Source organism: Comamonas sp. DB36 (genome assembly GCF_057914905.1).
This window is the reverse complement of the sequence record NZ_CP196633.1, coordinates 161,448-175,257: the sequence shown is the minus strand read 5'-3', so window position 1 is coordinate 175,257 and position 13,810 is coordinate 161,448. Positions and strand designations below refer to the sequence as shown.

Below are 13,810 nucleotides of genomic sequence, written 5' to 3'. Positions count from 1 at the left end.
CGCGCCGCATCAACGCCCGGTGAAGACTGGTGCGCGTTTTTCCTTGAACGCCAGCTGGGCTTCCTTGGCGTCGTCGGTCTTGGCGATCTGCGCCGTCATGTCCTGCTCGTAGCGGTAGCCGTCGCGCAGGCTCATGTCCTCGATCACGTTCAAGGTGTGCTTGCCCATGCGCGTCGAGACCGGGCTCTTGGAGGCGATCGTCGCCGCCAGCGCCATGGCGCGCGGCATCAGTTCCTCGGGCGTGGTGCAGTCCAGCACGATGCCCAGGCGGTACAGCTCGGCGCCCGGCATGCGGTAGCCGGTGAGCATCATGTGGCGCAGCTGCGTATGGTTGAACAGACGCATCGCATGGCGGCCGCCGCCGAGCAGGCCCACATCGACTTCGGGCAGGCCCAGCGAAGCCTTGTCCGAGCACAGCAGGATGTCAGACGATGCGGCCATCGCCAGGCCCGAGCCCAGCGCCACGCCATTGAGCGCGCAGATCACCGGCTTGGCGCATTCGCGTATGGCGTGAAAGCATTCGCGCGTGCGCCGCGAGTGCGCCATCAGATCGCCCGGGCCTTTGATGGTCTCGGCCCGGCCCTTGAGATCCGCGCCCGCGCAGAACACCTTGCCCGCGCCCGTGAGCACCACCACGCGCACTTCGTCCATCTCGGACACCCGGTCCAGCGCCCAGGTGAGCTCGTCATTGAGCGTGCGGGTCAAGGCGTTCACTGGCGGGCTGTCGAGCGTCATCACGGCAATGTAGTCGCTGACTTCCACTCTGAGTTGCGTCAATTCGTTCCAGTCGCTCATGGATCTTCCCTTGGGTGATGACAAAGGTTCAGTCTATCCATGAGGGCTGGCCCGGAGCCAGGTCCGCAGCAGCACTTCTGCTATGTGGATTCGATAAATGGACGGCGCGCGCCAGCCGGCCATGGGTGGCCAGCCATGTCCCGCGGCGCATGCCAGCTTTGCCGCCGCTCGACTGGAACCCAGGCCCTGCGCTGCCTACACTTCATGCAACCAGGCACGGTTCAAGCCGGCCCCTTCATACAACGGAGACCTATCCCATGCAACGCATGCAATTCATTGCCGCGCTCGCGCTGGCTGCCGCGACAGTGACGGCCGCCCACGCCGGCGACGGCCCGGGCGGCTATCCCGTCAAGCCCGTGCGCCTCATCGTGCCGTTCCTCGCCGGCGGGGCCACCGATCTGATGGCGCGCGGCATGGCGCAGAAACTCGCCGAGGCTCTGGGCCAGCCCGTGGTCGTGGACAACCGCGCGGGCGCGGGCGGCAGCATCGGTGCCGAGGCCGTCGCCAACGCGCCCAGGGACGGCTATACGCTGCTGTATTCGACCATGGGGGTGCTGACCATCAATCCCAGCCTGTACGGCAATCTCAAGTACGACCCGGCAACCAGCTTCGCGCCCGTGGGCCTGACCCATGTCACCTCGAACCTGCTGGTCGTGCACCCGCAGCTGCCGGTGAAATCCGTGGCCGAGCTGGTGGTCCTGGCGCGTAAGAAGCCCGGCGGCCTGACCTTCAGCTCCGCGGGTAACGGCACCAGCAGCCATCTGTCGGGCGAGCTGTTCAAATCCATTGCGGGCGTAGACCTGCAGCATGTGCCCTACAAGGGCAGCGCTGCCGGGCTGACCGATTTGCTTGCCGGCCGCATTGACATGACCTTCGATACCGCGTCGAACTTCGTCGAATACGCCAGGAACGGCAAGCTGCGGCCCTTGGCCGTGACTTCGCGCGCGCGTCTGTCGGCCCTGCCCGCGGTGCCCGCCATGTCCGAAACGCCGGGTTTCTCGGACTACGACGTTTCGCTGTGGCTGGGCGTGCTGGCGCCGGCTGGCACCGCGCCAGACATCGTCGCCTACATTAATCGCGCCCTCGTCAGTGTCATGCGCGAGCCGTCCATGGAAGCAGCGCTCAAGCCCTACGGCATACAGCCCCTGCACAGCAGCCCGCAGGAGTTCGCCAAGGTCATAGACCAGGATCGCAGGAAGTGGCTGTCGGTGGTGAAGACGGCCAACGTCCAGCCCGACTGATCCTGGACGGCGCGCCACCGTCCCGATTCATGCGGGCTCGAAGATGTCCGCGGCGCAGAGCTTGTTCTGCGGCGAAGCGTCTTCGCTGTGCGGCTCGAAGCTGTCGGCGCGCGCGAGCTGCCACATGCGCGCGTAGAACTCGCCTTGCACCTCGCCGCTCAGCAGTTCGCCGGGCTTGAGGAACACATGCAGTTGCGAGAACAGCTTGACTTCCGACGCCGACATGCGCCGCACCAGATGCTTGGCCTGCAGCTGCTCAGGGTGGGTCAGGCCTGCGGCGGCCAGCATTTCGGCCAGCGCTCTGAGCGTGTTGCGGTGAAAGTTGAACACCCGCGCCGCCTTGTCGGGCACCACCAGCGCGCGCTGGCGCAAGGGGTCCTGGGTCGCGACGCCGGTCGGACACTTGTTGGTATGGCAGCTTTGTGACTGGATGCAGCCTATGGCAAACATGAAGCCGCGTGCCGAATTGCACCAGTCGGCGCCTATGGCCAGAACGCTGGCGATGTCGAACGCGCTGACGATCTTGCCGCTGGCGCCGAGCTTGATCTTGTCGCGCAGATTGAGCCCGACCAGCGTGTTGTGCACGAACAGCAGGCCTTCGCGCATGGGAACGCCCATGTGGTCGGTGAATTCCACCGGTGCGGCGCCCGTGCCGCCTTCCTTGCCGTCCACGACGATGAAGTCCGGCAGGATGCCGGTCTCCAGCATGGCCTTGGCGATGCCCATGAATTCCCAGGGATGGCCCAGGCAGAACTTGAAGCCCACGGGCTTGCCGCCGGACAAGGCGCGCAGCTGGGCAATGAACTGCACCATTTCCAGCGGCGTTGAAAACGCGCTGTGGCTGGAGGGCGAAATGCAGTCCTGGCCCATGGGGATGCCGCGGGTCTGGGCGATCTCCAGCGTCACCTTGTGCTTGGGCAGGATGCCGCCATGGCCGGGCTTGGCACCCTGGCTCATCTTGATCTCAATCATGCGCACCTGCGGCGCGCGCGCCTGCTCGGCAAAGCGCTGCGGATCGAAGCGGCCGTCATCGGTGCGGCAACCGAAATAGCCGCTGCCCAGCTCCCAGATCAGGTCGCCGCCATGCTCGCGGTGGTAGGGGCTGATGCTGCCTTCGCCGGTGTCATGCGCAAAGTTGCCGCGCTGCGCGCCCTGGTTGAGCGCCCGTATGGCGTTGGCGCTCAGGGAGCCGAAACTCATTGCCGAGATATTGAACACCGAGGCCGAGTAGGGCTGGGTGCACTGCGGCCCGCCTATGGTGACGCGAAAGCCGTCCGGGTCGCTCAGCGGCGCGGGGCGCATGGAGTGGCTGATGAATTCAAACCCCGGCTGGTAGACATCGACCAGCGTGCCGAACGGCTTGTCGGCGGTCTCGTTCTTGGCGCGCGAGTAGACCAGCGAACGCTGGGCGCGCGAAAAGGGCAGGGCGTCGCTGTCGGATTCAAGCAGGTACTGGCGTATCTCGGGCCGTATGCCTTCGACCATGTAGCGGATGTTGCCCAGGATGGGGTAGTTGCGACGCACCGCATGGTTGCTTTGCAGCAGATCGAACAGGCCCAGCAGGCTCAACAGGCTGGTGATCAGCGTGACGGGCCAGATATCGCTGGACAAGGCAAACGGCAGGCTGGCGAGGCTGAAGATTACACAGCCCGCAAAGAAGGCATAGCGGCTCAGAAGGGATAGGCTCACGGCATTCCTTGGGTTGGTTGCATCGCAAGGGTAATGTATTCGGCGCGATCCGGCTGTGCGCTGCCACGCAGGCATGCGGTGCCTCGGTTTGCGCGCCATGCCAGATGCGGACGCGCCAGCGCGACGGGTGGCTCGCACGTACTGGCGCTGTCGAACTGCCAGCCGTGGTAGGCGCAGCGGATTTCCTCGCCATCCACCCAGCCAGTGTGCTGCAGCCTGCGGCGTCGCGCTGCTATGCACGCTCCGGGCGCCACTCTTCAAGTGGATTCATGATTTGTCTTCTGCGCAAGAGATATACAAGCAGACTCGTCGCAGGCCTGCTGGCACAATGCGGCATTCGCCGGCCTGATGAAAAGTCTCCAGCACATTCCTTGCCATGTTCACCATTCGACAAGCAGTTTTCCCCACCGATCTTCAGGATGTCATTTCGATCTTCCGTGAATATGTGAGCAGCCCGACTGTCAGCCTCGATTTTCAGGAGTACGAAGCGGAGTTTGCCGATCTTCCCGGCAAGTACGCCGCCCCTGAAGGCCGGCTGCTGCTGGTGCAGGAGGCGGGCGCAGTGCTTGGCTGCGCAGCGCTGCGCCGCGTCGATGAATCAACCTGCGAAATGAAGCGTGTCTATGTGCGCCCGGGTGCGCGAGGAAGAAACCTGGGGCGCTTGCTTGTCGAAGCAATATTGAGAGAAGCCAGGCTTGCCGGTTACGCGCGCATTTGCCTGGACGTTCTGCCCGAGTTCACCGCAGCTCAGCAGCTCTACGAAGCCATGGGTTTTGTGCCGGCGGAACCGGTGAGTTTCAATCCCGTTCCCGGCACAAAATTTCTTGCGCTTTCTCTGTAGCGCTCTGTGCCACGGTATTGTGATTATCGACACCAAGCCTGAAGTGGTCATCAGCCCGGCTGCGCGGGCAGAGGTAACGGCAATGAACCCAGCACTCTCCGAACTGCGTGACATTCTCGCCTTGCTGCGTGCGGATCAATGGAACGCCGCGCACGACAGAGTGCAGCGCTACGAAGGCTTGCACGCCGCCTGGCTGCATGGCCTGCTGCACTTGCAGGAAGGCGATCTGGAGGACGCGGAGAACTGGTATGAGCGCGCCGGGCGGAGATTCCGCCAGCGTGGCACGCTGGCGCAAGAGCTGATGCTGTTCGAGGCGGCACTGGATGAGCAGTCGGGCACTTGAACACTGGCTGCCCAATATCCTATGCCACTGGCGCAGACAGGCGCGCGGTGCGCAGCTACGGAAAAATCGTAGAGCGATCGATATGGCCCGGTGCGCTCACTGGCGCATGCGCCGTCTCCATCCCGCCGTGCAGCGTGGGTTGTCAAGCCCAGCGCGAATGCGGCGGAAGTAATCAGTGTCCGGAATATGCCGCAGGTATTGCGGTCTAAACTGGGTGAGGCCCCCCAACCGGCAGCACCATGACCATTCCATCTCACGTTCAGACCATGTGGTCCGCATACTCTTTGGAAGAAGGCGGAATCAAAGACCAAAGATTCTACGAAGCATTCAGTTTCGGGGACTCATCGGCCATGGCCGATGAACTCGGAAAACTCGTGCTGGCTGGCATCAAGCGCGCAACTGCCGGATCAGTCTGGTCGTACGAGTCGACCGGCAAAGGTGTGCCAAAGCCCGGCGACTTGAGCGTGGTAACCGACTCCAATGGCAACCCTCTGTGCATTATCGAGACAGTGCAAGTCGATATCGTGCCGTTCAGTGCCGTGTCCGAGGAGTTTGCGGCTACGGAGGGAGAAGGTGACGGCTCTCTTGACTACTGGCGCAAAGCGCATTTCGAATATTTCACAAGAGAATGCGAAAGCTCAGGTCGCTCGTTCGATCAAGAAATGCTGCTCGCATGCGAGCGATTCCGTGTGGTCCATCCGCGAGCCGCAAGCAGTACGGCCTGAGCCCTTGCTCAAGCGCTGCGCCAACGGCAGCTCACCAGGCCCTGTCTGATGGCAGCAGTACATTGTTTCCCTGCCGGGCTTGGTGCTGCCGCGGTCGCCTGCTTGTTTCCACCCTTTTTGCATGTGCCTGCACCGGCAGCGCTTGGAGACGCTGGCGACTGGTTCAGGCTGAGAGCTGAGTCGCATGTCGGCAACCGCCCCGATCCGGCCCCTTGACGACGATTCACCGTGCCTTCAGGCAAAATCCAGATGATAGGGGCAAGCCTGGCGTCAGGTCTGCCGGGAAGCCCACCTTGAAGAATGGAACAGCATCAATGGCACTGACTAAGAAGGGCGAGTTCTGGTACGGAACGACGTCCGGCGACACCCAAGCCGAACTGCGCAGCTACAGCATTGCGAATCGCCATGAGGCCCTCCGGTTTGCCTCGTCCAAATGCGATTGCGGGTGCCGGACTTTTGCGCTGCGGACAGATGAAGAAGCTGGCGTGGCAATCCGTACCTGCACCGACTGCGGCCAGGAACACCTGATGGGCGACAGCGCGGACCACGTTGAAGAGGCCGCTCCCGAGGCGCACGAGTGCGTGTGCGAGAACGAGGCGTTCGAGCTGATGTCCGGCGTCTCGGTGTACGAGGGCACACATGACGTGCGTTGGTACTACATCGCTTGCCGCTGCGTGGAATGCAATCTGGTCGGGGTCTTCGCAGACTGGAAGTGTGAAGCGGGTGATGCGGCGGCCTTCCTCGCCAAGGTATGAGCGCGCGCCCCCCGCAGAGATGATGCTCGCAGGCTCGAGCGGCCAAGGAGTGTCATGAGGTGGGCGGTGGACTGGCTGTATCAGGGACGGCAATCGACCGTGGATTCAACCGGTCGATGCAATACAGGCGTCGGACATCTATTGTGTTGCATCGGCCAGTTGAATTCGCAAACCTAAGCTGTCCTTCAAGCGCAGCACTGGAAACTGCAGAATTATCGCTTTCGATATGGTTGCGCAAGTGCAGGGTCAGAAATCCATATTTGGTCGCCCCCTAGAGAGGCCATGCCGCTCCAGAGCATTTATTTGTACACTCATCTCATGGGTACGCAACCAAACCGAAACATCCAGCAGGCCCACGCTATCCTGAACTGGAACAAAAGAAACCTCAGACATGACACTCAGTTGACTGAGAAGGACGTGGCTCAGTGTTTTGGCGATCACTTCATTGTCGAGCCCAATGGCCGACGCTATGAAGCCAGCGCAGCCACATATCTCGAGTTCCTGACTGGCATGAAACGCTCGATGCTAGGCATTGACTATGAAATCCTGCATACAGTAGCGGATGATGAAAGCGTTCTTTTCGACATGGTGGCTCACATTAGCCATACCGATGGTCGACGGGAGGAATTCATTGCAATGCTGCTGATGCGCTTTGCTAATGATGGAAAGCTGAAGCTCTGGAAAGAGGTTTACCTGCCGCGAACGGAATGAAATAAAGCGCTGTACGATATTTCCCTCCTTCGATTCGGACGCGGCCCAACCATCGATTTTTTCCGATCTTGGGCGGGCTTTAGCAATTGTTCAAAAGGTTCATCTCAAAGGATGAGAACGTTGCTTCGATCAAAAGACTACCAGCAGCCTGTCTTGAGGTCGAAGTGACAACATCATCGTGCTAATGCCTGTTGGGCGAGAAGCGCAACGGCCAGCTCGACGTTGGCCTGCGTACGCAATCCGTCCTCCAGAAACCAAGCGGCAGACAAGGCGGCGTGGGCCATAACCCATCTGAGCAAACGCTGACGCTCTAGCCCTGCAACATCGATAACTACCGCCACCTGCCGCGCAAAGCGTACTGGGTCGGTGCAAGTTTTCAGGTCAGGGTTGCACAGCACATTAACGTAGTCGTAATAGCGTTCGCCAGTTACGCGCTTGGGATCTATCGCGAGCCATCCACGCTGATCGAAATCGAGGATATTGCTGTGGTGCGCATCTCCATGCAGGACGACCCGCTCACGCTGATCACGCAGCAACTCGTCGGCCACCATTGCGCATTCGGCCATGAGGCCGCCTTCTTGCTGGGCCATAGGCGCAAGCGATCTGAAAAAATCCGTCAGCGGCAGCAGATTCTCAGGTGGGGCCGAAGGTCTGTTTGAATGCAGTTGGTGAAGGGTCTGGCAGATACAGGTAGTTGCTGCATCATCTTCCCCTTCCAAAGCCATGCGAAGCAGGTGCTTGGAGCCCGTTGCACGTTCCATCAGCAGCGCTCCTGATTCTGGGTCGCTGGCATAAACGCGCGCCGCGCCATCGCCATGCCACCATTGCAGCACTTGGCCGCCGATGCGCTCGTCAAGGTCTCGTGTGACTTTGATCATTGCGGGCAGGCCTTCGAACTTCCCGGTGAGGCTCACCGCCAGAAGATCACTGGTAGCAGTGGTAATAGGTTTACCGGCGGCCTGCGCACTCCAGCGTTGTAGATAGGTATTGAATAGGTTGAAGTCGGACATCTACTTCATTTTCGTGGAAGTTCATGCGTACAAAAGGGAGTCCTAGCGCTCAATCATCATCGACTGCTTTTGGCCGGGAGGGTGAATTCGTAGCTGCACCAGGAAGCCGACGGTCAGCAGTGTCAGCCGCCCATCGCTAGTCGCTTGGGTGGGTCGGATGCGCATCCGCTCGGGAGCGCATCCCATGTCACTCGCAACTCGTTGAAAGACCATCCTGGGATCTATACAGGTATTACCGCTCATCGCGAGTCGTGGAACAAGGGCAAGATCGTCGGGCAGAAGGCACCGTTCAAGCTCAAGGAAATCTGGGCACTGCGCGAACCTGCTCTCTTCAACTTGGGGCATCGATAGCAAGCTGCGGAGATGCGACCTCATCGCCCTCGAAATTCGGAACGTATGCCACGGTGGCCAGATGCGATGTGCGCTGTCGTCATGCAGCACAAGAATCAGCGCCCAGTGCAGTTCGAAATCACGCAGGCTGCCCGTGACGCCTTGCAGGCCTGGATCAAGCAGTCTCAGCTGAAGGCTGAGGACTTCCTGTTTCCAAGCCGGCTACACGACTCAGGGCATCTGGGCACCCGGCAATATGCCCGGATCCTCGGTCATTGGGTAGACGAGCTAGGCTTGGACCGCATGGAATACGGTACGCACTCGATGCGCAGGACAAAAGCGACACTGATCTACCGCCGCACCAAGAACCTGCGCGCTGTACAGCTGCTACTCGGCCACTCCAAGCTGGAGTCGACAGTAAGGTATCTGGGCATCGAGGTCGACGACGCCATCGAGATATCTGAACAGACGGAGATCTGAAGCTGCCTCTGGCGGACAGCCCGGCCGGGTGGCCGCCTTCAACGATTGCAATACAGCGCTGGAGCGAACTGGCACTCCCGGCCAGGAACAGTCGCCCATCCATGAGGCACAAGCGGCCAGAAGCCGTCACTCACCGCACGATCCAGATGGCGGCCATTCGTACGAGGCTGTATGCTCCCTGGCTATCCGCCAGATGGGGCAGGCCATCCACTATGCTGCCGGCTGCTGCCTTTCCTGTCTTGCAACTTTTCCTTGCAATTGGTTTTTGATTAAAGTAAATTTCAAAAATTTTATTCGTTAGATCTGTCGCCAGAAGAAAACCTTGGTACTAATAAAATTAATCGGGAAAACCTTGTGAAGCTAACTGAGATTCGCGTTCGAAATTACCGATCAATCGAAGGGGAACAGCACCTCTTGATTCCCGGGCAGATGACATTGGTGGGCGCTAACAACTCCGGAAAAACAAACCTTCTGCGCGCTATCCAAGTTCTATTTACCGGACAGGAAAATTCTTTTGGTTACACCAGAGATGCTGACTTGACCTTCGGCGTGGGAAAAGCCCGAACCAGTATTACTGCCACGTTTGACGGCGACCCCACGGTCGACAAAGATATTTATGAAAGTATCGATGAGCTTCACGTCTTACAGGGCACTACACGAAATGACACGCAAATAACGCTGACGCTTTACTTCACGGATACAAACTCACCCGTTTATGGATTTTTTCCAAACGTGAAGCGACCAAAGGCAAATGCTCAAGCTGCTCAATACTCCAGAACCCATATTGCTTTAGTAGCTCGCCTTCTTGGGAGCTTTAGCCTCCATTACGTTCCTTCAGCAAAAAGTGTAAATCAGCTATACCATGAGCTATTGACTCCATTTCTGAGAAAGAAGGTGGCTGAGGTGCTCCAGCCACGACTTTCAGAGATTTCAAAAAGTCTTAAAGAAGCTGCAGATGCGCTAAATTCTGAGCTAAAAGCTGCGCAACTTTCTGAGTATGAGGTAAGCTTCTCCTTGCCTGGAGACTCTGTGGAGGCACTGGTTTCAAGCTTTGATCTCATGATTGCCGATCCCCAAAAGACGCCGATTCATCAGAAAGGAATGGGAGTTCAGACTACTGCCCTGCTGGCAGCATTTAGATGGATCACAAAGCAGGAATCTAGCGAGGGACGTGAGGTATTGTGGTTGCTTGAAGAGCCCGAGTCATATTTGCATCCGTATCTAGCCAGCAATTGCAATGCAATTTTGGATAACCTTGCTAAAGATTCGACTGTTGTTAAAACTACTCACTCTATGGCCTTCGTGCCGCAAAACCCATTACACGTAAGTGGGACAAGCCTCAGCGAGAAGAAAAGAACTGAGGTACAGCGCTACAAGACGTTCAGTGAGGCGGTCTCTTCTATACGAACGGCTCTTGGGGTCAAATTTAGCGACTTCTATAATTTGGCACCATTCAATATTTTCGTTGAAGGTCCTTCGGATCGGGAGCTGTTCATGTGGGTCTTAGATAAGCTACCGGAAACGAATTACCCGTTGAGCTTCGTTCGTCAAGCAAAGTTCGAGGATTTTGGAGGTGTAAAACACCTATCTGGTTTCCTTCGAGCCACCTATCAATTCATTCGGAATGAATATGCAAGCGTTGCCGTTTTCGATGGCGACGACGCAGGTGAACGAGAGAGGCGAGATCTGCAGGCTTATTTCGGAAGGGTCAGCGTCCCGTTTGAGGCAAACAGGCACTTCATCTCAGTTCGTTCGCGCTTTGCTATAGAGGGACTCTTCCCTGACGAGTGGATCAAAGCGATTCACGACGACCATGAGTCCTGGTTCGACAGCTTTGCGGTTGATGCCGAAGGTCAGCTTGAACCCTTTGAAGTAAAGGACAACAAGAAAGGAAACATTCAACATGCATTGGTGGCGTTGGCTGAAGGGGAAGAAGATCTAGCTTGGGCAGCGAGATTCATCAACGTGCTTCAGGTGATCGACGCTGCACTCAAATCTTTGCATGAGAAATTGCTCAAATCGACATGAGTAAGCTGCTGGTCGTAACCGGCAGATCGCTGCGCATTGCGTTTGACCCGCTGCCATTTTTTTCTGCGCCATAACCGCCGATCACTCCAAACGCACCTCGGCTCAGGCGTTGAACGACAGCTTTCGTAAGAACTCGAAGGCGAGATTGGGTCGATCGCAGGCCCTCGTCAACGACCGCTAACCGGCATGCAAACTTGCGGCGAAACCTTGTCCAGATTTCCCAGTGCCGAGTGACTGCTCCGGCTGAGAGTACACGCTGGCTAGCGTTCTTGCGAGCGACCGCAATGGGTCGGAAGGAGCCGCCCGGGAGGGGCTGCTGCCGGCCAGGAGCGGACCTTGAAGCCATTCCCACAGGTTGCCGCTTCAGGCTGGTTGCGGTCGTTCAGCTCAGAAATACCAATGCCTGTTGATGCTCAGAGCAGTCATGGCTTGAGCGCTGTCTATGAAAATCTGCTCGATTCAAACACTGAAGGCGGTAAAGGGGCGGTCTCGATTTCGAATCGGTTTAACCCAGTGCTCGCTCGCCCGTAAATCAATGTCATATGGTGGAATCAAGTAGTACTCTCCTCCGCCCCATTCATACTCTTCAGACTCGGTCCAAAAGCATTCCTCTTTCTTTTGAAATTTCTGCTGCCATACTTCTGCATGATCCAGAACGGCTTTTACTTTCGGCGAGGTCTGTTGACCACTAGAATGCATCATCACAGCAGCTAGTGCAGCCAAATATTGCCAGTACAACAAGTGACCCGCAGGAACCGTCACTGCTGACTCAAAGGGATGAGAGAAGGACGTCACATGGATCTTTGAATCCGTCAAAAGCGACTGTGCGACGCCACATTCTTCGATACACCCGGCATAGTCTGCGCGTGCAAACTGGTAATGAAATGCCATCACATGTATGCCCAGCGCACTCTCAATGGTCTCTTTCTGAGCCTCACGACTGACACCAGCCTTCCATTTGTCGAGTGCTGCTTGGACAGCCTCTGTTCCGCCATGGCGTGCGGTATGCGCAAACCAAATTGGTGCAAGAGTGTGGTGGCAAAGAAGTGTTCGAGAGAAGCGCTCAGGAGCCATCCTTGCGTGGTCAGCAGCAAAGCTATGCCAGTGTTGCTTGTATCCTTGATTACCCAATATCCAACGAAGATGCACAACCTGCATTTCTGCAGCATAGATATCGAAATCACCCCATGGGAAGATACTCAAGCCAAAGCGATCATGCTCTGAAAAAATGAGTTCAACACCCTCAATCTCCGATTGATTCAACGGAAGCTGCGTCGCTGATTCATTCTGTAAGTGCTCCCACTCAAGCACATTTAACTTAAGAGCCCATTCAGGGCCGAATCCATTCAGCTCAAATGCGTGCTTAGAGGGACCAGGGTAGCCACTCAAGCTCACTTTACGAAATGCTTGGTTCAGCATCAGAAGCAATAGCTTCTGACGCCACAAATGGTACTCATAGCCACCCCATTGATTTTTTGGCCAATTCAATAGCGCTTGAGGAACTATGTTATCCAACGTTTCTTGGCTTTCTGCTGCTCTGCTGGAGGCATCATCTGCAGCCTCATATGCAGAACGCTCATGCGCCGACATAGGCTCTGCTATTTCAGATGCTTCAATGCGGTACCTCTGTGTTTCTGCCAAAAACTTGTTACGGCTTTTCAAGGCAGACACCACACGGATAAACCAAGCCTGAGAATTTTTTGGTTCCATCTCGATAGCACGGCGCGCCCTAGCTTCTGCCCCTGCATAGTCTTCCAAGGCAAAGTAAGCCTCTGCTTGTTCTACAAGGTCTGAAGCACGTACTCCTTGCAGTCGCGGGTGCTCCTCAATTTTTTCCAGTGTGCGAATAGCCCGCAACGCATATGGAACTGGTAACTTGCATTCGCGAGGCAGTGGTGCTTTAGCTAAGAGATCATCAATTCGCGCTTCGCGGAAATCCATTCTCTCGATGGTCTGTTTCACGAGAGGAACACGTTGCTGCCAATATCCATAAACATTTGCACGCCTTTCAATGTCTTCGCGTGCTGCTAGGCAGTTTTTTGAAATTTCGCCGTCGGATGCTTCACCCAGAAGGATACGAACAACAAGTTTTGTATTTCCTAAAAATATCTCATCTAGCGTCAAGGCATTTAGGATTAAGTTGTGTGCTCCAAGTCTTGCAAGCTTTGACTCATTTGTATTTTTTTCACCCGATTGCATGGGGAATAGCTCGGCACTCCGAAGATATTTATTGGTTATATCACGGATCTCGTTTGGAAGGGGGCAAACTCCTGTCAGCCGCTCCATTGTTGCGATCACGCCTTTTGGGTTGCGTGGGGCTCCAGCTCTAGGGCTTTTGGTCATAGTTTTTTGGGGCATCGTATATGTTGCTGGCACCGACCTTTCTGACGGTGCCAGGATCGCTTTACTTATTTTTTTTGGATGGCTGCGGCAAACCACGCGACTGCCAGTAGGCAGGGTTGTTCGGATTTCCTTGGTTCGACTTATTGTCGTTAGCCTCTTGCCAAGCAGAGTGCTGAGGGTTGCTCTGGTTGGATTTGTGATTAGCGTCGTTGCGGGTCATTGAAAACTCCTTAAAGTGAAATGGAGTTCACAGTCTGATTTTGTGACGGTCACATGCAAGATCAATGGCGTTGCTTTTATGCATCAATTTTCCACACGCCAAACCTAAAAAAACGACATGTGCTCGCAGTCAAACAGTGTGACCCGCGTAGCGTGTACTAGACAGCTTATGGTTATTTGATAACTATCACGAAATGACTGCTGCTCGGTAAAGAGCAGTCACTCATGTCCCGGAGTCGACGGTCAGCTTTCGCTGCAAAGCCGACATATCCCCCATGATCCGCCGCAGCAGTGCACCAG

Annotated in this window: 13 protein-coding genes and 1 pseudogene; 8 read left to right on the top strand and 6 right to left on the bottom strand. The window is 56.8% G+C overall.

The window, feature by feature from the left end:
• Window positions 1-9: 9 nt before the first annotated feature.
• On the bottom strand, window positions 10-795 hold the full coding sequence (locus ACSVDO_RS25245; RefSeq protein WP_489597808.1) for an enoyl-CoA hydratase/isomerase family protein: 786 nt from the start codon (window positions 793-795) through the stop codon (window positions 10-12).
• Between the two features lie 257 nt (window positions 796-1,052).
• On the opposite strand from ACSVDO_RS25245, the gene ACSVDO_RS25240 reads away from it, so the two are divergent.
• On the top strand, window positions 1,053-2,036 hold the full coding sequence (locus ACSVDO_RS25240; RefSeq protein WP_489597807.1) for a Bug family tripartite tricarboxylate transporter substrate binding protein: 984 nt from the start codon (window positions 1,053-1,055) through the stop codon (window positions 2,034-2,036).
• A gap of 27 nt (window positions 2,037-2,063) precedes the next feature.
• On the opposite strand, the gene ACSVDO_RS25235 is transcribed toward ACSVDO_RS25240, so the two are convergent.
• On the bottom strand, window positions 2,064-3,725 hold the full coding sequence (locus ACSVDO_RS25235) for an FMN-binding glutamate synthase family protein (RefSeq protein ID WP_489597806.1): 1,662 nt from the start codon (window positions 3,723-3,725) through the stop codon (window positions 2,064-2,066).
• Window positions 3,722-3,922, bottom strand: a complete 201-nt coding sequence (locus ACSVDO_RS25230; RefSeq protein ID WP_489597805.1) for a hypothetical protein — start codon at window positions 3,920-3,922, stop codon at window positions 3,722-3,724. Before ACSVDO_RS25230 ends, ACSVDO_RS25235 begins: the two co-directional genes overlap by 4 nt.
• Window positions 3,923-4,101: 179 nt before the next feature.
• On the opposite strand from ACSVDO_RS25230, the gene ACSVDO_RS25225 reads away from it, so the two are divergent.
• The 5 genes from ACSVDO_RS25225 to ACSVDO_RS25205 all read left to right on the top strand — a co-directional run bounded on the left by ACSVDO_RS25225 (window position 4,102) and on the right by ACSVDO_RS25205 (window position 7,100).
• On the top strand, window positions 4,102-4,566 hold the full coding sequence (locus tag ACSVDO_RS25225) for a GNAT family N-acetyltransferase (protein WP_489597804.1): 465 nt from the start codon (window positions 4,102-4,104) through the stop codon (window positions 4,564-4,566).
• 82 nt (window positions 4,567-4,648) lie between these two features.
• Window positions 4,649-4,909, top strand: coding sequence for a hypothetical protein (locus ACSVDO_RS25220; protein ID WP_489597896.1), 261 nt, complete (start codon window positions 4,649-4,651; stop codon window positions 4,907-4,909).
• Between the two features lie 239 nt (window positions 4,910-5,148).
• Entirely contained in the window at window positions 5,149-5,634 is a 486-nt protein-coding gene (locus ACSVDO_RS25215) for an ASCH domain-containing protein (protein WP_489597803.1), read from the top strand.
• Between the two features lie 314 nt (window positions 5,635-5,948).
• A complete protein-coding gene (locus tag ACSVDO_RS25210) occupies window positions 5,949-6,389 on the top strand; it encodes a hypothetical protein (RefSeq protein WP_489597802.1) in 441 nt (146 codons plus the stop codon).
• Window positions 6,390-6,707: 318 nt separating this feature from the next.
• Window positions 6,708-7,100: a nuclear transport factor 2 family protein gene (locus tag ACSVDO_RS25205; RefSeq protein ID WP_489597801.1), complete on the top strand. Its 393-nt coding sequence runs from the start codon at window positions 6,708-6,710 to the stop codon at window positions 7,098-7,100.
• A gap of 173 nt (window positions 7,101-7,273) precedes the next feature.
• Here the strand turns inward: ACSVDO_RS25205 and ACSVDO_RS25200 are convergent, their stop codons facing one another.
• Window positions 7,274-8,110, bottom strand: a complete 837-nt coding sequence (locus tag ACSVDO_RS25200) for an aminoglycoside phosphotransferase family protein (RefSeq protein WP_489597800.1) — start codon at window positions 8,108-8,110, stop codon at window positions 7,274-7,276.
• Window positions 8,111-8,329: 219 nt separating this feature from the next.
• Between ACSVDO_RS25200 and ACSVDO_RS25195 the strand changes: the two are divergent.
• A pseudogene (locus tag ACSVDO_RS25195) lies at window positions 8,330-8,920 on the top strand (tyrosine-type recombinase/integrase).
• Between the two features lie 354 nt (window positions 8,921-9,274).
• Window positions 9,275-10,948, top strand: a complete 1,674-nt coding sequence (locus tag ACSVDO_RS25190; RefSeq protein WP_489597799.1) for an ATP-dependent nuclease — start codon at window positions 9,275-9,277, stop codon at window positions 10,946-10,948.
• A gap of 459 nt (window positions 10,949-11,407) precedes the next feature.
• Here the strand turns inward: ACSVDO_RS25190 and ACSVDO_RS25185 are convergent, their stop codons facing one another.
• Together ACSVDO_RS25185 and ACSVDO_RS25180 are read right to left on the bottom strand one after the other, a co-directional pair.
• On the bottom strand, window positions 11,408-13,147 hold the full coding sequence (locus ACSVDO_RS25185; RefSeq protein WP_489597798.1) for a hypothetical protein: 1,740 nt from the start codon (window positions 13,145-13,147) through the stop codon (window positions 11,408-11,410).
• Between the two features lie 205 nt (window positions 13,148-13,352).
• Window positions 13,353-13,511, bottom strand: coding sequence for a hypothetical protein (locus tag ACSVDO_RS25180; RefSeq protein ID WP_489597797.1), 159 nt, complete (start codon window positions 13,509-13,511; stop codon window positions 13,353-13,355).
• Window positions 13,512-13,810 lie beyond the last annotated feature (299 nt).